Raw genomic sequence first — 19,916 nt, forward strand, 5'->3', positions numbered from 1 at the left:
GTTTCATTTAGGCACAAACCGATGACCGCAACTGCACAGCAGCTTGAATATCTGAAAAACAGCATCAAAAGCATCCAGGACTACCCAAAGCCTGGCATTCTTTTCCGTGATGTCACCAGCTTGCTGGAAGACCCGAAAGCGTACGCACTCAGCATTGAACTGCTGGTCGAGCGTTACAAAAACGCCGGGATCACCAAAGTAGTAGGTACCGAAGCCCGTGGCTTCCTGTTTGGCGCACCGGTTGCGCTGGCAATGGGCGTGGGTTTTGTGCCGGTGCGTAAGCCGCGCAAACTGCCGCGTGAAACCATCGCAGAAAGCTACGAGCTGGAGTACGGCACCGATCAGCTGGAGATCCACGTTGACGCGATCAAGCCTGGCGACAAAGTGCTGGTGGTCGACGATCTGCTGGCAACCGGCGGAACCATTGAAGCGACCGTGAAGCTGATCCGCCGTCTGGGTGGGGAAGTGACCGACGCGGCCTTCATCATCAACCTGTTCGATCTCGGCGGTGAACAGCGCCTGGAAAAACAGGGTATTACCAGCTACAGCCTGGTGCCTTTCCCGGGTCACTAATCCCGGTTTTCACAACCTCGCTCAATGGGTGAGGTTGTGATAGCATTCCCCTCCATAAATTCACCTTCCAGCGTTGCAGAGCCTGCCCATGAGTTATCAGGTGTTAGCCCGTAAATGGCGACCACAAACCTTTGCTGACGTTGTCGGTCAGGAACATGTGCTGACGGCCCTGGCGAACGGCTTGTCGCTAGGTCGCATCCATCACGCCTATCTTTTTTCCGGCACCCGCGGCGTCGGTAAGACCTCTATTGCCCGTTTGCTGGCAAAAGGTCTCAACTGCGAAACCGGGATCACCGCCACGCCGTGCGGCGTGTGTGATAACTGCCGGGAGATCGAGCAGGGGCGTTTTGTCGATCTGATCGAGATCGACGCCGCCTCGCGCACCAAAGTTGAAGATACCCGCGACCTGCTGGACAACGTCCAGTACGCCCCGGCGCGCGGCCGCTTCAAGGTCTACCTGATCGATGAAGTGCACATGCTCTCGCGCCACAGCTTCAACGCCCTGCTGAAGACGCTGGAAGAGCCGCCCGCGCACGTGAAGTTCCTGCTGGCGACCACCGATCCGCAAAAGCTGCCGGTCACGATTTTATCGCGCTGCCTGCAGTTCCACCTGAAGGCGCTGGACGTCGAGCAGATCCGCGCGCAGCTCGAGCACATTCTCGATGAAGAGAACATTGTCCACGAACCGCGCGCCCTGCAGCTGCTGGCCCGCGCGGCGGACGGCAGCCTGCGCGATGCGCTCAGTCTGACCGATCAGGCGATTGCCAGCGGTGACGGCAAACTCTCCACCGAGGCGGTCAGCACCATGCTCGGCACGCTGGATGACGATCAGGCGCTGTCGCTTATCGAAGCGATGATTGCCGCTAACGGCGAACGCGTGATGTCGCTGGTGAACGCGGCCGCTGCCCGCGGTATTGAGTGGGAAGGGCTGCTGGTTGAGATGCTCAGCCTGCTGCACCGGGTGGCAATGCTGCAGCTTTCTCCCTCCGCCATTGGTGCGGATATGGCCGCCATTGAACAGCGGATGCGTGAGCTTGCCCGCACCGTGCCGCCTGCCGACGTGCAGCTTTATTACCAGACGCTGCTGATTGGTCGCAAAGAGCTACCGTTTGCGCCGGATCCGCGGATGGGCGTTGAAATGACGCTGCTGCGCGCGCTGGCGTTCCACCCGCGCATGCCGCTGCCGGAGCCGGACGTGCCACGGCAGTCTTTCGCCCCGGTCGCCCCGACGGCGGTGATGTCACCGCAGCAGGTGCCGCCGCAGCCGACGCCGCCACCGCAGCAGAATGTACCGCTGTCGGATGCCACCAGTTCGGTGCTTGCCGCGCGCAGCCAGCTGCAGCGTGCGCAGGGAGTAACCAAACCAAAAAAGAGTGAACCGGCAGCGCCAGGAAGAGCGCGGCCGGTGAACAACGCCGCGCTTGAACGGCTGGCCTCGGTAACGGAGCGCGTACAGTCGCGTCCGGCACCGTCCGCGCTCGAGCAGAAAGCCCCGGTGAAAGAAGAGGCTTACCGCTGGAAGGCAACCACTATCACCGAAACGGTGAAGGAAGAGGTTGCCACGCCGAAAGCGCTGAAAAAGGCGCTGGAGCATGAAAAAACGCCGGAGCTGGCCGCGAAGCTTGCCGAAGAGTCCATTGCGCGCGACGCCTGGGCCGCCGAGGTCAGCAAACTCCAGCTGCCGAAGCTGGTCGAGCAGGTCGCGCTGAATGCCTGGAAAGAGCAGGACGGCAATCAGGTGCGTCTGCACCTGCGTCCGGGCCAGCGGCACCTGAATTCCCCTGGCGCGCAAAAGGCGCTGGCCGAGGCGCTCGCCACATTACAGGGTGCGCCGGTTGAATTGACTATCATTGAAGATGATAATCCGGCAGTGAAAACGCCGCTCGAGTGGCGCCAGGCCATTTATGAAGAGAAGCTCGCGCAGGCGCGCGAGGCGATTATTGCGGATAACAACATTCAGACCCTGCGCCGGTTCTTCGACGCCGATCTGGATGAAGAGAGTATTCGCCCCATTTGATCGTGAGTCTGACTTACGGTTGTAATCCTTAAACGTGAAAGAAGAGAGAAGCCTATGTTTGGTGGAAAAGGCGGTCTGGGTGGCCTGATGAAGCAGGCTCAGCAGATGCAGGAAAAAATGCAGAAGATGCAGGAAGAGATCGCTCAGCTGGAAGTCACGGGTGAGTCCGGTGCCGGTCTGGTCAAGGTGACCATCAACGGCGCGCACAACTGCCGTCGCGTGGAAATCGATCCGAGCCTGCTCGAAGACGACAAAGAGATGCTGGAAGATCTGGTTGCAGCCGCGTTTAACGATGCCGCTCGCCGTATCGACGAAACCCAGAAAGAGAAAATGGCCTCCGTTTCCAGCGGCATGCAGCTGCCGCCTGGCTTCAAGATGCCGTTCTGATGCAAACCAGTCCGCTGCTCACGCAGTTAATGGAAGCACTGCGCTGTCTGCCGGGCGTTGGCCCGAAGTCGGCGCAGCGCATGGCGTTTACGCTATTGCAGCGCGACCGCAGCGGCGGGATGCGCCTGGCGCAGGCTCTGACCCGCGCCATGTCAGAAATTGGTCACTGTGCGGATTGCCGCACCTTTACCGAGCAGGACGTGTGTAACATCTGTACGAACCCGCGTCGTCAGGAAAACGGTCAGATTTGCGTGGTGGAGAGTCCGGCGGACATCTACGCCATCGAACAAACCGGGCAGTTTTCCGGGCGCTACTTCGTGCTGATGGGGCATCTGTCCCCGCTGGACGGCATCGGCCCGGACGATATCGGTCTTGACCGCCTTGAACAGCGTCTCGAGTCTGAAACCATCAAAGAGGTGATCCTCGCCACCAACCCCACGGTGGAAGGGGAGGCAACCGCCAACTACATCGCCGAGCTGTGCTCGCAGTATGGCGTTGACGCCAGCCGCATCGCCCACGGCGTGCCGGTCGGCGGCGAGCTGGAGATGGTGGACGGCACCACGCTGTCGCACTCTCTGGCCGGACGTCACAAGATTATTTTCTGACCAAACGGAGGCTGCGCGCGCGGCCTCCGCTTGAAAATTTCCCCCCGTATCCCCATCTCTCACTCAACGTTTTAAAACCCCATTAAATGGCATTGTTGAGGTCGACATAGATGAAAGGACAAGAAACCCGTGGTTTCCAGTCAGAAGTAAAACAGCTTCTGCACCTGATGATCCATTCCCTGTATTCCAACAAAGAAATTTTCCTGCGTGAGCTGATTTCCAACGCCTCGGATGCGGCGGACAAGCTGCGCTTCCGCGCGCTGTCTAACCCGGATCTGTACGAAGGCGACGGCGAGCTGCGCGTGCGCGTCTCTTTCAATAAAGAGAACCGCACCCTGACGATTGCCGATAATGGCATCGGGATGAACCGCGACGAGGTGATCGACCACCTCGGGACCATCGCGAAATCAGGCACCAAAGCGTTCCTGGAGTCCATGGGCTCTGACCAGGCGAAAGACAGCCAGCTGATCGGCCAGTTCGGCGTCGGTTTCTACTCGGCGTTCATCGTGGCGGACAAAGTCACCGTGCGCACCCGCGCGGCGGGCGACAGCGCCGAGAACGGCGTGCTGTGGGAATCCAAAGGGGAAGGCGAATACACCGTTGATGACATCACCAAAGCGGACCGCGGCACCGAAATCACCCTGCACCTGCGTGAAGGGGAAGATGATTTCCTGAACGACTGGCGCGTGCGCTCCATCATCAGCAAATATTCCGACCACATCGCGCTGCCGGTAGAGATTGAAAAACAGGAAGAGAAAGACGGTGAAACCGTGGTTTCCTGGGAGAAAATCAACAAGGCGCAGGCGCTGTGGACGCGCAACAAGTCTGAGATTAAAGACGACGAGTACAACGAATTCTACAAGCACATCGCCCACGACTTTACCGACCCGCTGACCTGGAGCCACAACCGTGTGGAAGGTAAGCAGGAGTACACCAGCCTGCTGTACATCCCGGCGCAGGCGCCGTGGGACATGTGGAACCGCGATCACAAGCATGGCCTGAAGCTGTACGTGCAGCGCGTGTTCATCATGGACGACGCCGAGCAGTTCATGCCGAACTATCTGCGCTTTGTGCGCGGCCTGATCGATTCCAACGATCTGCCGCTGAACGTCTCCCGCGAAATTCTGCAGGACAGCACCGTCACCCGTAATCTGCGCAACGCCCTGACCAAACGTGCGCTGCAGATGCTGGAAAAACTGGCGAAAGACGATGCGGAAAAATATCAGACCTTCTGGAAACAGTTCGGTCTGGTGCTGAAAGAAGGCCCGGCTGAAGACATGGCGAACGTTGAAACCATCGCCAAACTGCTGCGCTTTGCTTCTACGCACACCGACTCCTCCGCGCAGACCGTGTCGCTGGAAGAGTACATCTCCCGCATGAAAGAAGGGCAGGAGAAGATCTACTACATCACCGCCGACAGCTACGCCGCGGCGAAGAGCAGCCCGCACCTGGAGCTGCTGCGTAAGAAAGGCATCGAAGTGCTGCTGCTTTCCGACCGCATCGACGAGTGGATGATGAACTACCTGACCGAGTTCGACGGGAAGGCGTTCCAGTCCGTTGCCAAAGCCGATGAGTCCATCGACAAGCTGGCAGATGAAGTGGATGAAAATGCGAAAGAAGCCGAGAAGGCGCTGGAGCCGTTCATTGAGCGCGTGAAAACCCTGCTGGGCGACCGCGTGAAAGAGGTGCGCTTCACGCATCGTCTGACCGACACTCCGGCCATTGTCACCACCGATGCCGACGAAATGAGCACCCAGATGGCGAAGCTGTTCGCCGCGGCGGGCCAGGCAGTGCCGGAAGTGAAATATATCTTTGAGCTTAATCCGGATCATCCGCTGGTGAAACGCGCGGCGGATACCCAGGACGACGCCCGCTTTGCCGAGTGGGTTGAACTCCTGCTGGATCAGTCCCTGCTGGCCGAACGCGGCACGCTGGAAGATCCTAACCTCTTCATTAAACGTGTGAATGCGCTGCTGCTGGCGTAATTGACCACGCCTCTCCTGGTCTTCTCCCTCTCCCCGAGGGAGAGGGCCAGGGTGAGGGCACCAGACCGCACTATCCCAAATTATCTCCCCCCATTAACCGTTTCAGCCTTCCTGCCTTCCTTGAGCGATGCCCGTTCTGGTGGTATTGTTTAGCGCTTTTGAAAAATTGAAACGACTTTTGAGGGGATTTTCGCAATGCGTATTATTCTGCTTGGCGCTCCGGGCGCGGGTAAAGGAACTCAGGCTCAGTTCATCATGGAGAAATACGGTATTCCGCAAATCTCCACCGGTGATATGCTGCGCGCCGCTGTTAAATCTGGCTCCGAGCTGGGTAAACAGGCGAAAGACATCATGGACGCAGGCAAGCTGGTGACCGACGAGCTGGTGATTGCTCTGGTCAAAGAGCGCATTGCTCAGGAAGACTGCCGTAACGGTTTCCTGCTGGACGGCTTCCCACGTACCATTCCTCAGGCTGACGCCATGAAGGAAGCGGGCATCAACGTGGACTACGTTCTGGAGTTCGACGTACCGGACGAGCTGATCGTTGACCGCATCGTTGGCCGTCGCGTACACGCTGCCTCTGGCCGCGTTTACCACATCAAATTCAACCCGCCTAAGGTTGAAGGCAAAGACGACGTGACCGGCGAAGAGCTGACCACCCGTAAAGACGATCAGGAAGAGACCGTGCGCAAGCGCCTGGTGGAATACCATCAGATGACTGCGCCGCTGATCGGCTACTACACCAAAGAAGCGCAGGCGGGTAACACCAAATACGCCAAAGTTGACGGCACCAAAGCCGTGGCTGACGTGCGTGCTGAGCTGGAAAAAATCCTCGGCTAATCGCATCTCTCTCACCCGGGCCACCGGGTGAGAAAAATTCTCATCTTACCTATTACAGCAATGGGTTTCGTTTAAACGCATTTCCGCTACAATTGACAACCATTCAAATGGTTAAGAGGCGTGAATGAGTCAGGCGAAAACCGGCATCCTGCTTGCCAATCTGGGCACTCCAGAAGCACCTACATCAGACGCGGTAAAACGCTACCTGCGACAATTTTTAAGCGACACGCGCGTCGTGGATTTTCCGCGACTGCTGTGGTGGCCGCTGCTGCGTGGCGTCATTCTGCCGATCCGTTCTCCGCGCGTCGCCAAACTCTATCAGTCCGTGTGGATGGAAGAGGGCTCGCCGCTGATGGTCTACAGCCGTCGTCAGGAGAAGGCGCTGGCCGCCCGCCTGCCGGAGATGCCCGTCGCGCTCGGCATGAGCTACGGCAAACCGTCACTGGAAAGCGCGGTGGACTCGCTGCTGGCGCAGGGCGTGGACCATATCGTGGTGCTGGCGCTCTACCCGCAGTACTCCTGCTCGACGGTGGCCGCCGTCTGGGACGAGCTGGCGCGCATTCTGGCGACCCGCCGCCGCATTCCGGGCGTGACCTTTATTCGCGACTACGCGGATAACGAGCTGTACATCAAGGCGCTCGCCAACAGCGCGCGCGCGTCGTTTGAAAAACACGGCGAGCCGGATCTGCTGCTGCTCTCCTATCACGGCATCCCGCAGCGTTTCGCCAATGAAGGGGATGATTACCCGCAGCGCTGCCGCGATACCACCCGCGAGCTGGTTTCCGCCCTCGGCCTGCCGCCGGAGAAGGTGATGATGACCTTCCAGTCGCGCTTCGGCCGCGAGCCGTGGCTGACGCCATACACCGATGAAACCCTCAAAATGCTGGGTGAGAAGGGCGTGAAGCACATTCAGGTGATGTCGCCGGGCTTCTCGGCAGACTGTCTGGAGACGCTGGAGGAGATCGCGGTGCAAAACCGGGAATTTTTCCTGGAGGCTGGCGGCGAAAAGTACGAGTACATTCCGGCGCTTAACGACTCCCCTGAGCATATCGACATGATGGTCTCGCTGGTGACCAACAGCCGCTGATCGCACTCCGGGCCGGGTTTGTGCTACCATTCCCGGCCCATATTCTTCGTACAGTTCAGACCATGAAATTTCCCGGTAAACGCAAATCCAAACACTACTTCCCCGTGGATGCCCGCGATCCGCTCCTGCAGCAAATCCAGCCAGAAAATGAAACCAGCGCGGCGTGGGTCGTCGGTATCGACCAGACGCTGGTGGACATTGAAGCGAAAGTGGATGATGCGTTTGTCGCCCGTTACGGTCTGAGCGCCGGTCACTCGCTGGTGATTGAAGATGACGTTGCCGAAGCGCTGTACCAGGAGCTGGTGCGCGAAAACCTGATTACCCATCAGTTCGCCGGTGGCACCATCGGCAACACCATGCACAACTACTCCGTGCTGGCGGACGACCGCTCTGTCCTGCTCGGCGTAATGTGCAGCAATATCGAAATCGGTGGCTACGCCTACCGTTACCTGTGCAACACCTCCAGCCGTACCGATCTGAACTATCTCCAGGGCGTCGACGGGCCGATTGGCCGCTGCTTTACGCTGATCGGCGAATCCGGCGAGCGTACCTTTGCCATCAGCCCGGGTCATATGAACAAGCTGCGCGCGGACAGCATTCCCGAAGAGGTGATCGCGGGCGCCTCGGCGCTGGTGCTGACCTCCTACCTGGTGCGCTGCAAGCCGGGCGAGCCGATGCCGGAAGCGACCATGAAGGCGATTGAGTACGCGAAGAAGTACGACGTGCCCGTCGTTCTGACGCTGGGCACCAAATTCGTGATTGCCGATAATCCTGAATGGTGGCAGGCGTTCCTGAAAGAGCACGTCTCGATTCTGGCGATGAACGAAGAGGAGGCCGAAGCGCTGACCGGTGAAAGCGATCCGCTGCTGGCGTCTGACAAAGCGCTGGACTGGGTGGATCTGGTGCTCTGCACCGCGGGTCCGGTTGGGCTGTATATGGCTGGCTTCACCGAAGAAGAGAGCAAACGCAAAACCCAGCACCCGCTGCTGCCCGGCGCGATTGCCGAGTTCAACCAGTACGAGTTCAGCCGCGGCATGCGTTTTAAAGACTGTGTTAATCCGCTGCGTATCTACTCGCACATCGCCCCTTACATGGGCGGGCCGGAGAAGATCATGAATACCAACGGCGCGGGCGACGGCGCGCTGGCCGCGCTGCTGCACGACATCACCGCTAACGCCTACCACAAAACCAACGTGCCAAATTCCAGCAAGCACAAGTTCAGCTGGCTGACCTATTCGTCGCTGGCGCAGGTATGCAAGTACGCCAACCGCGTAAGCTATCAGGTGCTGAACCAGCACTCACCGCGCTTAACGCGTGGCCTGCCGGAACGGGAAGACAGCCTCGAAGAGGCGTACTGGGACAGGTAAAAGCAAAACGGCAACCTGTGGTTGCCGTTTTTAGTGTTTGTTCCCTCTCCCTGTGGGAGAGGGCCAGGGTGAGGGCATCAGGCCGCACAAAACTTAACCCGTCACCGCCTCTTCAACCGGCGGTTTTTCCAGCAGCGTCAGCATCGTATTCGCAATCTCGCGCTCGCCCATCACCACCTTATCCGCACCGCGCTCGGTAATGTAATCCACCTCGTCGTCGTAGTGAGCCCGGGCGATAATCTCAATGTTTGGACACTTCGCGCGCGCGGAGGCGACAATCTCACCCGCCTCATAGCCGTTGGGAATGGTCAGCAGCAGCCAGCGGGCGCAGTCCAGATGCGCCAGCTCCATGATCTCTTCGTTCGCCGCATTGCCCAGCACCGCACGAATACCGCGCTCGCGCAGCTCGTCAACGCGGGTGCGTGACGTTTCAATTACCACCAGCGGAATGCCCTGCGCCATCAGCTTCTCGCCAAGCAGGCTGCCGACGCGGCCAAAGCCGACCAGCAGGGCGTGATTGCAAATATCGACCGGGATCTGCTTCTCTTCTTCGATGGCCTCTTCCAGCGTCTGCTCTTCCAGCGTTTCGGTTTTATCGAGGTATTTTTCCAGCAGGGCAAACAGCACCGGGTTCAGCATAATTGACAGGATCGCCCCCGCCAGCACCAGGTTTTGTCCGGCCTGCGGCAGCAGATTCAGGGCCATGCCCAGACCGGCCAGAATAAAGGCGAACTCGCCAATCTGCGCCAGGCTGGCGGCAATGGTCAGCGCCGTCCGCGGAGAGTGGCCGAACATTCGCACCAGGAAGAAGGCGGCGAGCGACTTACCAAAGATAATGATCGCCAGCGTGCCCAGCACGGCCAGCGGCTGCTGAATCAGAATAAGCGGGTCAAACAGCATCCCGACGGAGACGAAGAACAGCACGGCAAAGGCGTCGCGCAGCGGCAGGGTGTCGTGTGCAGCGCGGTGGCTCAGCTCGGATTCGTTCAGCACCATCCCGGCGAAGAACGCGCCCAGCGCGAAGGAGACATCAAACAGCTCAACGGCACCAAACGCGATACCCAGCGCCAGCGCCAGCACGGAGAGGGTAAACAGCTCGCGGGATCCGGTCGCCGCACTGCGGGACATGATCCACGGCACCAGACGGCGACCCACCAGCATCATGATGGCGATAAACGCCACCACCTTCCCGATGGTGATGCTCATATCCAGCGCCAGCGAGGCGAAGCCGATATTGTCTTTTTCCATCATGCCGGCGACGGCGGGCAGCAGCACCAGCGTCAGAACCATCACCAGATCTTCCACAATCAGCCAGCCTATCGCGATCTGTCCGCGCTGGCTGTCTATCAGCTGTCTCTCCTCAAGCGCGCGCAGCAGCACCACGGTACTGGCGGTTGAAAGACACAGCCCAAATACGATACCGGTCATCAGCGACCAGCCCAGCACGGCCGAAAGCGCCATCCCAAGCAGCGTCGCCACCCCTATCTGGGCGATCGCTCCCGGTATGGCAATCGACTTTACCGCCATCAAATCCTTCAGGGAGAAGTGCAGGCCGACGCCGAACATCAGCAGAATCACGCCCAATTCCGCCAGCTCAGGGGCCAGTTTGGTATCCGCAACAAAACCTGGCGTAAACGGTCCCGCCAGCACACCTGCCAGCAGATAGCCGACAAGAGGAGAAATACGCAGCTTATTGGCAATCATGCCGAGAATAAAAGCGAGCACAAGTCCACCAACAATGGTGGTGATAAGCGGTGTGGCGTGGTGCATTCCGTCTCCTTTCGTGGTGAGTGTTCCATTTTTGGCGTGAATACCAAAAAACCAGGTAATAGTTTATGACAATTTTTACCCTTATGTTTATGAATAATTGTTGAAGTTTGAATAAAACAGCAATATGCACGTAAAAAAGCGCATTTTGATAAATTCAGCGCGGGGATGAAGAGGAACCCCTTATGGTATAAGGGTATCAGGTAGCTAAAGCATAAGTTTAGCTACCCGTAATTCACGCTTTATGGCGGTTATCAGGCAGGAATATGGTCAATATGCCAAGAAGTGGCAGGAAAGCGCAGATTTTATAAACCAGGAAGATGCTGGTGTGATCCGCAACCATCCCTAACACCGCTGCACCCAGCCCGCCCATGCCGAAGGCGAAACCGAAAAACAGTCCGGAAACCATACCGATACGTCCGGGCAGCAGCTCCTGGGCATAGACCAGAATGGCGGAAAACGCGGAGGCGAGAATAAAACCAATAATTACGGTCAAAATCCCCGTCCATTCAAGGCTGGCGTACGGCAAAATGAGGGTAAAAGGCGCTACGCCGAGGATAGAGCCCCAAATGACATATTTACGGCCAATTTTATCGCCCACCGGCCCGCCAATTACCGTCCCTGCGGCCACCGCGAACAGGAAGGCAAACAGGTGGATCTGCGCGTTTTGTACCGATAATCCGAATTTTTGCATCAGATAAAAGGTGTAATAGCTGCTGATGCTCGCCATATAGAAGTATTTCGAGAAAATCAGCACCAGCAGGACGGCAACCGCCAGGATAACCTTATTGCGCGGCAGGGGATTGATAACCTTCGCTTTAGGTTTTCCTTTATTCACCCGATGCTGAGCGGCATACCAGCGGCTAATCTGCGCCAGCACGATAATCGCCAGCAGCGCGGCCAGCACAAACCACGCCACGTTGCCTTTACCGTAAGGGGCAATAATAACCGCGGCCAGCAGCGGGCCGAGAGAGCTACCGAAGTTGCCCCCTACCTGGAAAAGTGACTGCGCCAGGCCATGACGACCGCCGGACGCCATGCGCGCCACGCGGGAAGACTCCGGATGGAAAACGGACGAGCCGGTGCCTACCAGTGCGGCGGCAATCAGCACGGCTTTAAAACTTCCGGCCATGGCCAGCAGCACCAGCCCGCTTAGGGTAAAGCACATGCCTATGGGCAGCGACCACGGCATAGGATATTTATCCGTCCAGTAGCCCACCACCGGCTGCAGCAGCGAGGAAGCCAGCTGGAAGGTCAGGGTGATCATCCCAATCTGCACAAAGGTTAACGAAAATTCGGACTGCAGCAGCGGGTAAATTGCCAGAATCAACGACTGGATCATATCGTTGAGCAGGTGCGAGAGACTGATTGCGCCTAAGACTTTAAAGGAGGTGCGCGACGCTGGCGCGCCCGGAACGGGCTGAGTTGATTCACTGATTGCCATAGAGAGAATTACCACGTCTTGAGTTATTAGCGATGCAGGGTGTAATTATTATCCGACTAACATACCCGCCCGGGACATTTGAAGAAAGTCGCAATTCTGAAAACTTATTTGTCTATTCTTATTAGTCACTGTAATTTCTGCCTTTGTCTATTGGTCAGGGAGAGAGAAGATGAAGTTAATGAAGCGGGGCGTCGCGCTGGCGCTCATCGCGGCGTGGGGGCTGGTAAGCCTGCCCGTGCAGGCGTATGAAAAAGACAAAACCTATAAAATCACTATTCTGCATACCAACGATCACCACGGTCATTTCTGGCGCAGTGAATACGGCGAATATGGCCTGTCGGCGCAAAAAACGCTGGTGGACGGCATTCGTAAAGAGGTGGCAGCCCAGGGCGGCAGCGTGCTGCTGCTGTCGGGAGGCGATATCAATACCGGCGTGCCGGAATCCGATTTGCAGGACGCCGAGCCCGACTTTCGCGGCATGAACCTGATTGGCTACGACGCGATGGCCGTCGGTAACCATGAGTTTGATAATCCGCTGAGCGTCCTGCGTCAGCAGGAGAAGTGGGCCAAATTCCCGTTCCTCTCCGCCAACATTTACCAGAAAAGCACCGGCGAACGCCTGTTCAAGCCGTGGGCGCTGTTTAAGCGTCAGGATCTGAAGATCGCGGTCATCGGCCTAACCACCGACGACACGGCGAAAATTGGCAACCCAGAGTTCTTCACCGATATCGAATTCCGCAAACCGGCAGACGAAGCGAAGCTGGTGATTCAGGAGCTGCAGCAAAACGAAAAGCCGGACGTGATTATCGCCACCACCCACATGGGGCACTACGACAACGGTGAGCACGGCTCCAATGCGCCGGGCGACGTGGAGATGGCGCGCAGCCTGCCGGCGGGCTCGCTGGCGATGATTGTGGGTGGTCACTCACAGGATCCGGTCTGCATGGCATCCGAGAATAAAAAGCAGGTGGACTACGTGCCGGGCACGCCGTGTGCGCCAGACCGTCAGAACGGTATCTGGATTGTGCAGGCGCACGAGTGGGGCAAATACGTAGGCCGGGCGGACTTCGAGTTCCGTAACGGCGAGATGAAGCTGGTGCACTATCAGCTCATTCCGGTCAACCTGAAGAAGAAGGTCACCTACCCGGACGGGAAAAGCGAGCGCGTACTTTACACCCCAGAGATTCCAGAAAACCAGCAGATGCTCTCCCTGCTGACGCCGTTCCAGAACAAAGGCAAGGCGCAGCTGGACGTGAAAATCGGCACGCTGAACGGTCGTCTGGAAGGGGACCGCAGCAAAGTTCGCTTCGTGCAGACCAACATGGGGCACCTGGTGCTGGCGGCGCAAATGGCGCGCACCGGGGCTGATTTTGGCGTGATGAGCGGCGGCGGCATTCGTGATTCCATCGAAGGTGGAAACATCACCTATAAAGACGTTCTGAAGGTGCAGCCGTTCGGTAACGTGGTGGTTTATGCCGACATGAGCGGGAAAGAGGTTGTTGAGTACCTGACCGCCGTGGCGCAGATGAAGCCGGATTCCGGGGCCTATCCGCAGTTTGCCAACGTGAGCTTCGTAGCGAAAGACGGCAAGCTTAACGACCTGAAGATCAAAGGCGAACCGGTTGACCCGGCGAAAACCTACCGTCTGGCGACGTTAAGCTTTAACGCCACCGGCGGCGACGGCTATCCGCATATTGATAATAAACCGGGCTACGTGAACACCGGCTTTATCGATGCAGAAGTGCTGAAGCAGTATATCGAGCAGAATTCGCCGATTGACGTGAATGCGTATGAGCCGAAAGGCGAGGTGAGCTGGCAGTAGTGCAGCTGTGTTGCCCGGTGGCGCTGCGCTTACCGGGCCTACGGGTGCAAAATGTAGGCCGGGTAAGGCGTAGCCGCCACCCGGCTTTTTTTACTCCCTGCGCGCAATATCCGCAAACTTCGCATCCAGCATTTTCGCCAGGTCGCCCGCGGCCAGCTCAATATCCAGCCCGCGCTTGCCGCCGGAAATATAGATGGTCTCAAATTCCTGTGAAGGGGCATCAATCAGCGTCGGCAGGCGTTTTTTCTGCCCGAGCGGGCTGATGCCGCCCACCAGGTAGCCCGTGGTGCGCTGCGCCACCATCGGATCCGCCATATCCACCTTCTTCGCCCCCAGCGCTTTAGCGACCTTTTTCAGATCCAGCTGTCCCGCCACGGGAGTCACCGCCACGGCGAGATGCTTCATATCGCCATTCACCGCCACCAGCAGCGTTTTATAGACCTGGTCCGCGTTCAGCCCCAGCTTACGCACCACTTCATCACCAAAGTTGGTTTCATTCGGATCGTGATCGTAGGTGTGGATCCGGAAAGAAATGTTGTTTTTTTCAAGTAATTTAACGGCGGGAGTCATAGCTATCCTTCTTACGACAGACAATTCATGCAGCCAGCATACGCCTGACGTTTGTCTAAAAAATAGCACCATCTTGCGCAATAGTGTTGGCAGTGATGGTCACTTTGAGCGACAATCGGCTCAGCCGAAGGTCACTTCGGTATAATAAAAACGATGAAATTCCTCTTTGACGGGCCAATAGAGATATTGGCCATTTTTTTATTTCAGCAACGACGGCAAATTCCCTTCGCCGTATAAATGTAACGCCCCAACCGCCACCACGTATTCCCCCGCAGGCAGAGCATGCAGCGTCTCTCGCCAGGCTTTGTTACGCGCATTCATCAGCACATCATACAGCGATTCACTGAACGTCGACGGTAACGCCAGCCTGCCGTCCGCGGGCGGCGCATCCAGCCACCAGCCAATCATGGTCTGCAGCAGGCGTGCGTTGGTGTGCCAGTGGGTGAGGGTATCATCCAGCAGCATCAGACCGTCGTCGGGAAGCTCTCGCAGGAGAGCAATCTGGCTGTCCGTACCTTCCAGTTCGATGATCGGCATACGGCGCGCCCGCGCCACGTTCAGCAGCTGGTAATCAATGCCGTAATCACCCCGCAGCCCCAGACGCTGGGCCTGCGTGGCCTGTAATACCATTGCGATTTGCCACAGCGGCAGGGTGTCAATCATGGAGAGCGATACGCCGGTTTCCTCGGCGACGCGCGTCAGTTCCGCGAGCTGGGCCTCATTCAGACGTTCCGCCAGCGGGAGATCGCTTTCAAGCCCGGCAAACGGTGACTCATGGCCCGAGATGTCCGCCTCGACGACCAGCGCGTCGGCGCGCTTCAGGCGCTTTATCAGACCGGGCGGCAGAGGTGACATACCCTGCGTGCCCATATGGATACTGCCGACCAGGTGCAGGTGTTGCCCGCCGGGAAGCGAGATATCCAGACCGGGCCAGGCGTAACGGCGAGGGAAAAGGGCGCGAAACGATGTTTTTATACGATGAAACAGACCCATACGCGCTCCATAAACGGAAAGGTTCATGCTAGCGCGTACGGGTACAAGGTTCAATCCTTCGGTTTAAAGCGCAACAGCCGGTTGGCGTTGCTGACCACGGTGATGGAGGAGAGCGCCATCGCCGCGCCCGCGACCACCGGGTTCAGCAGCGTACCGGTCAGCGGCCACAAAATACCGGCCGCGATTGGGATCCCGAGGGTGTTATAGACGAACGCCCCCAGCAGGTTCTGCTTCATGTTGCGCAGCGTGGCTTTCGAAATGGCCAGCGCATCGGCCACGCCCATCAGGCTGTGGCGCATCAGCGTAATGGCGGCGGTTTCGATGGCCACGTCGCTGCCGCCGCCCATCGCGATCCCTACATCCGCCTGGGCCAGCGCCGGGGCATCGTTGATGCCGTCGCCGACCATTGCCACCTGACGGCCCTGACGTTGCAGTTTTTTAATGGCGTCCGCTTTGCCGTCCGGCAGTACGCCCGCAATCACCTCATCAATACCGGCTTCTTTCGCGATGGCGTTGGCGGTGGTCGGGTTATCCCCGGTCAGCATCACCAGACGGTAGCCCGCACGGTGCAGGCGCTGTAAGGCGTCCACGCTGTCCTGGCGAAGCGGATCGCGCACGGCCAGCAGCGCGGCGGCTTTGCCGTCCACCGCCAGCAGAACCGGGGTAGCGCCCTGAGACGCCTGCGCCTTCAGCTCGTTTTCCAGCGCAGCGGTATCAATACCGTTTTCATTGAGCAACGCCTGGTTGCCCAGCAGCAGCGCATGGCCTTCTGCCTCACCGCTCACGCCGAGCCCGCGCAGGGTGCGGAAGTTGCTCACCTGCGGCAGGGCAGACGCATTGGCTTTATCGAGAATAGCGCGCGCCAGCGGATGGCTTGAGCCTTGCTCCAGCGCGGCGGCGAGACGCAGCGCGTCCGCTTCGGCAATGCCTGCGGTCGTGACGGCGACCACCTGCGGTTTACCTTCCGTCAGCGTGCCGGTTTTATCAAACACCAGCGTGTCCAGGGTACTGGCCCGCTGCAGCGCATCCGCGTCCCGTACCAGTACGCCAAATTCGGCCGCGCGCCCTACGCCGGAGATAATCGACATCGGCGTCGCCAGGCCAAGGGCGCAAGGACAGGCGATGATCAGCACCGTGGTGGCGATCACCAGGGTATACACAATCTGCGGCGCGGGGCCGAAGAAGTACCAGATCGCCGCGCTTAGCAGGGCAATGCCGACCACCACCGGCACAAAAATGGCCGAGATTTTGTCAGCAAGCTGGCCAATCTCCGGCTTGCTGCTCTGCGCCTGACGCACCATGCGGATAATACGCGACAGCGTCGTATGGCTGCCGACGGCGCTGGCGGTGAACAGCACGCTGCCGTCCTGCACGACCGTACCGGCATGCACGGCGTCGCCGTCTGATTTCTGCTGAGGGATAGGCTCCCCGGTCAGCATCGCTTCATCCAGCCAGGCTTCGCCCTGCGTTATCTTGCCGTCAACGGGAACCCGGTCGCCGGTGGTCAGACGCAGCGTCATGCCGGGCTGAACTTCCGCCAGCGGGACGCTTTTCTCCCCTTCGTCCGTGACCACGCGGGCCGTCGGTGGGGTTAAATCAAGCAATCTTTCCAGCGCTTTCGAGGAGCGCTGGCGGGCGCGGGCTTCCAGCATATGGCCTAAGTTAATCAGGCCGATAATCATCGCGCTCGCTTCATAATAGAGATGCCGCGCTTCCATCGGGAACCACTGGGGCCAGACGTTCACGCTCATGGAATAGAGCCAGGCCGCGCCGGTCCCGAGGGCGACCAGGGTATCCATCGTCGCGGTGCGGTTTTTCAGGCTCTTCCAGGCGCTGGTATAGAAATGCCCGCCTGCAAACACCATCACCGCAAGGGTAATCAGACCAATCACCAGCCACAGGGTGCGGTTGTCGTCGGTGACCATCATGTTGTCACCCATCATGCCCCACACCATCACCGGAATACCCACCAGCAGGGCAACGATGGCCTGCCAGCGGAAGCGCTTCATGGTGGCGATAGCCGTTTCCTGCTGGCGCTCGCGGCGTTCGGCATCATCTTCGATGGCCTCCGCGCCGTAGCCCGCTTTTTCAACGGCCTGCACTAACTCTGCGGCGGAGGCGCTGCCCATCACCAGCGCAGTGCGCTCCGCAAGATTCACCCGTGCCTGCGCGACGCCCGGGACCGCCTGCAGGGCGTTTTGTACCCGGGAGACGCAGCTGGCGCAGCTCATGCCGTTGATCAGCAGCTGTTGGCTGTCATCAATATCATCCGCTGCCGGAAGCTCAGGAGTGGCCGCTGTCAGTGCTTCCGACGGGGATGATGACTCTGCCAGCGGTTTAGCCTTTGGGTGGCTTAACTCCGCCCCGTAACCGGCCTGTTTGATGGTATCAATCAGCGCGTCCGCGCTGGCGCTGCCGGTCACGGCGGCATGGTCGATAGTCACTTCAGCGCTTTCAACGTCAGGACGCTGTTCCAGGCTTTCTTTAACGCGTTTGACGCAGTGGCCGCAGGAGAGGCCGTCCAGCGTCAGGTCGATAGTGTGAGACATAACAAAACTCCCGTATAATATATTGGTCAGTTGTTGACCGGAGTAACGCTTTTCGCTAACTGTTATGAAGGTTAAACCTTCCATCAAGGGGAAGGTCAAGGGGGAAATGTGAATATCAGTGACGTGGCAAAAAAAACCGGCTTAACCAGCAAGGCGATCCGCTTTTATGAAGAGAAGGGGCTGGTAACGCCGCCGCTGCGCAGTGAAAACGGCTACCGCAGCTACACGCAGCTGCATCTGGATGAGCTGACGCTGCTGCGCCAGGCAAGACAGGTCGGGTTCAATCTGGAAGAGTGCGGCGAGCTGGTTAACCTGTTCAACGATCCTAAGCGTCACAGCGCGGACGTGAAAAAACGCACCCTGGAAAAGGTGGCCGAAATTGAACGCCACATCGTCGAACTGCAGGCGATGCGCGAACAGCTGCTGCAGCTCGCGGACTCCTGTCCGGGGGATGACAGCGCCGATTGCCCGATTATTGATAACCTTGCCGGCTGCTGCCACCGCAAAACCCACGCTTAACAGGCTTTTACCCGCAGGGTAATACCTTCCACCGCAATGACTTCAACCCGCGTGCCGGCGCTGAGGTCATCGTCGGCCACCACCGGCCACGAGCTGTCGCCTACGCGCATATGTCCGCGTCCGTTCACCAGCGCGGTGTCGAGGGTAAAACGCTTGCCGACAATCTGCTGTCCGCGCTGGTTAAGGTGGGCGTCCACCGGTTTCTGCTCGTTAACCCGCCGGTTAAGCCAGCGCCACCACAGCCAGGCGGCCACCAGCGTCAGCGCGGCAAACAGCGCCCCCTGCCACGCCCAGTCCAGGGGAAGGATCCAGACCAGAAGACCGGTAATGACGGCGGCCACACCGCTCCAGAGCAGGTAGCCGTTGCCGCCCAGCATCTCCGCTGCCAGCAATAAGCCACCGAGACTTAGCCAGAAGGCATGAGGATGTGCAACGATGAGCTCAATCATTTTTTACGCTCGTTTCCGCTGTCCTTGATCAGTTCGGCGATCCCCGCGATAGAGCCCATCAGGCTGCTGGCATCCAGCGGCATCATCACCACTTTGCTGTTGTTCGCCGAGCCGATCTCTTTCAGCGCGTCGGTATATTTTTGCGCAACGAAGTAGTTCACGGCCTGAATATCACCGGCGGCAATTGCCTCGGACACCATCTGGGTCGCGCGGGCTTCCGCTTCGGCGGAACGTTCACGCGCTTCCGCCTGTAAGAACGCGGACTGACGGTCGCCTTCCGCTTTCAGGATCTGCGACTGTTTTTCCCCTTCCGCTTTGAGGATCTCCGCCTGGCGCACCCCTTCGGCTTCCAGAATGTAGGCACGTTTGGTTCGCTCAGCTTTCATCTGGGCGTTCATGGAGGCGATCAGCTCCGCCGGCGGGCGCACGTCGCGGATCTCGATGCGGGTGACTTTGATCCCCCACGGGTTGGTGGCCTCATCGACAATGTGCAGCAGGCGGGTGTTGATGCTGTCGCGCTGGGAAAGCATCTCGTCCAGCTCCATCGAGCCGAGTACGGTACGGATGTTGGTCATCGTCAGGTTGACGATCGCCAGCTCCAGGTTGCTGACCTCATAGGCCGCTTTTGGCGCATCAATCACCTGAATAAAACAGACGGCGTCGATGGTGACGTTGGCGTTATCCTTGGAGATCACTTCCTGGGACGGAATGTCCAGAACCTGCTCCATCATGTTGATCTTGCGGCCTATCCTGTCCATGAACGGGACAATCAGGCTTAAGCCGGGCTGGAGCGTGTTGGTGTAACGGCCGAAACGCTCGACGGTCCACTGATAACCCTGAGGGACAATTTTGACGCCGGCGCCCACGATAACCAGCGCAACGAAAATAAGGACGGGAACAACGATAAGCATAAAAACCTCCTGTTTTGCATGCCGTGATGAG

At 58.6% G+C, this 19,916-nt stretch carries 17 protein-coding genes and 1 other annotated feature; of the genes, 10 read left to right on the forward strand and 7 right to left on the reverse strand.

The window, feature by feature from the left end; all coding sequences use genetic code 11:
• The first annotated feature begins 21 nt into the window (after positions 1 to 21).
• The 8 genes from apt to ACEPLT_RS05050 all read left to right on the forward strand — a co-directional run bounded on the left by apt (position 22) and on the right by ACEPLT_RS05050 (position 8,861).
• Positions 22 to 573 (forward strand): adenine phosphoribosyltransferase, encoded by a 552-nt coding sequence (gene apt, locus ACEPLT_RS05015; protein ID WP_000127359.1) that lies wholly within the window; start codon positions 22 to 24, stop codon positions 571 to 573.
• A gap of 88 nt (positions 574 to 661) precedes the next feature.
• Positions 662 to 2,590, forward strand: coding sequence for a DNA polymerase III subunit gamma/tau (dnaX, locus tag ACEPLT_RS05020; protein WP_039023754.1), 1,929 nt, complete (start codon positions 662 to 664; stop codon positions 2,588 to 2,590).
• Positions 1,920 to 1,984 (forward strand) — a sequence feature (DnaX frameshifting element). Its footprint overlaps the gene before it by 65 nt.
• Positions 2,591 to 2,644: 54 nt before the next feature.
• Positions 2,645 to 2,977: a YbaB/EbfC family nucleoid-associated protein gene (locus ACEPLT_RS05025; protein ID WP_003858972.1), complete on the forward strand. Its 333-nt coding sequence runs from the start codon at positions 2,645 to 2,647 to the stop codon at positions 2,975 to 2,977.
• Positions 2,977 to 3,582, forward strand: coding sequence for a recombination mediator RecR (gene recR / locus ACEPLT_RS05030; protein ID WP_008499298.1), 606 nt, complete (start codon positions 2,977 to 2,979; stop codon positions 3,580 to 3,582). Before ACEPLT_RS05025 ends, recR begins: the two co-directional genes overlap by 1 nt.
• 110 nt (positions 3,583 to 3,692) lie before the next feature.
• Entirely contained in the window at positions 3,693 to 5,567 is a 1,875-nt protein-coding gene (gene htpG / locus ACEPLT_RS05035; RefSeq protein ID WP_021241627.1) for a molecular chaperone HtpG, read from the forward strand.
• A 195-nt stretch (positions 5,568 to 5,762) separates the two neighbouring features.
• Entirely contained in the window at positions 5,763 to 6,407 is a 645-nt protein-coding gene (gene adk, locus ACEPLT_RS05040) for an adenylate kinase (RefSeq protein WP_006809841.1), read from the forward strand.
• A gap of 124 nt (positions 6,408 to 6,531) precedes the next feature.
• Positions 6,532 to 7,494 (forward strand): ferrochelatase, encoded by a 963-nt coding sequence (hemH, locus tag ACEPLT_RS05045; protein ID WP_126348509.1) that lies wholly within the window; start codon positions 6,532 to 6,534, stop codon positions 7,492 to 7,494.
• Between the two features lie 62 nt (positions 7,495 to 7,556).
• Positions 7,557 to 8,861 (forward strand): inosine/guanosine kinase, encoded by a 1,305-nt coding sequence (locus ACEPLT_RS05050; protein WP_021241626.1) that lies wholly within the window; start codon positions 7,557 to 7,559, stop codon positions 8,859 to 8,861.
• Between the two features lie 93 nt (positions 8,862 to 8,954).
• Here ACEPLT_RS05050 and ybaL read toward each other — a convergent pair whose 3' ends face one another.
• Positions 8,955 to 10,631, reverse strand: a complete 1,677-nt coding sequence (gene ybaL, locus ACEPLT_RS05055; protein WP_008499303.1) for a YbaL family putative K(+) efflux transporter — start codon at positions 10,629 to 10,631, stop codon at positions 8,955 to 8,957.
• A 232-nt stretch (positions 10,632 to 10,863) separates the two neighbouring features.
• Positions 10,864 to 12,072 carry an MFS transporter gene (locus tag ACEPLT_RS05060; RefSeq protein WP_232927931.1) on the reverse strand — a complete coding sequence of 403 codons (1,209 nt, stop codon included), beginning with the start codon at positions 12,070 to 12,072 and terminating at the stop codon, positions 10,864 to 10,866.
• 169 nt (positions 12,073 to 12,241) lie between these two features.
• Here ACEPLT_RS05060 and ushA point away from each other — a divergent pair, with 169 nt between their 5' ends.
• Positions 12,242 to 13,894 carry a bifunctional UDP-sugar hydrolase/5'-nucleotidase UshA gene (ushA, locus tag ACEPLT_RS05065; RefSeq protein WP_021241624.1) on the forward strand — a complete coding sequence of 551 codons (1,653 nt, stop codon included), beginning with the start codon at positions 12,242 to 12,244 and terminating at the stop codon, positions 13,892 to 13,894.
• 90 nt (positions 13,895 to 13,984) lie between these two features.
• Here ushA and ybaK read toward each other — a convergent pair whose 3' ends face one another.
• From ybaK to copA, 3 genes are all read right to left on the reverse strand, one after another.
• The gene (gene ybaK, locus ACEPLT_RS05070; protein WP_008499307.1) at positions 13,985 to 14,464 is read right to left on the reverse strand and encodes a Cys-tRNA(Pro)/Cys-tRNA(Cys) deacylase YbaK; all 480 of its coding nucleotides are present in this window, start codon (positions 14,462 to 14,464) and stop codon (positions 13,985 to 13,987) included.
• A gap of 198 nt (positions 14,465 to 14,662) precedes the next feature.
• Complete coding sequence (locus tag ACEPLT_RS05075) at positions 14,663 to 15,457, reverse strand: TraB/GumN family protein (RefSeq protein ID WP_023293131.1); 795 nt, start codon at positions 15,455 to 15,457, stop codon at positions 14,663 to 14,665.
• Between the two features lie 50 nt (positions 15,458 to 15,507).
• Positions 15,508 to 18,006, reverse strand: a complete 2,499-nt coding sequence (copA, locus tag ACEPLT_RS05080; protein WP_232927934.1) for a copper-exporting P-type ATPase CopA — start codon at positions 18,004 to 18,006, stop codon at positions 15,508 to 15,510.
• Between the two features lie 108 nt (positions 18,007 to 18,114).
• Here copA and cueR point away from each other — a divergent pair, with 108 nt between their 5' ends.
• Positions 18,115 to 18,525, forward strand: coding sequence for a Cu(I)-responsive transcriptional regulator (gene cueR, locus ACEPLT_RS05085; RefSeq protein WP_021241620.1), 411 nt, complete (start codon positions 18,115 to 18,117; stop codon positions 18,523 to 18,525).
• Here cueR and ACEPLT_RS05090 read toward each other — a convergent pair.
• Both ACEPLT_RS05090 and ACEPLT_RS05095 read right to left on the reverse strand, forming a co-directional pair.
• Positions 18,522 to 18,974, reverse strand: a complete 453-nt coding sequence (locus ACEPLT_RS05090) for an NfeD family protein (RefSeq protein ID WP_008499311.1) — start codon at positions 18,972 to 18,974, stop codon at positions 18,522 to 18,524. The two genes, cueR and ACEPLT_RS05090, sit on opposite strands and share 4 nt — an antisense overlap.
• A complete protein-coding gene (locus ACEPLT_RS05095) occupies positions 18,971 to 19,885 on the reverse strand; it encodes an SPFH domain-containing protein (RefSeq protein WP_008499312.1) in 915 nt (304 codons plus the stop codon). The genes ACEPLT_RS05090 and ACEPLT_RS05095 overlap by 4 nt, the downstream gene beginning before the upstream one ends.
• Between the last annotated feature and the right edge of the window lie 31 nt (positions 19,886 to 19,916).

The organism is Enterobacter sp. fkY84-1 (genome assembly GCF_052974705.1).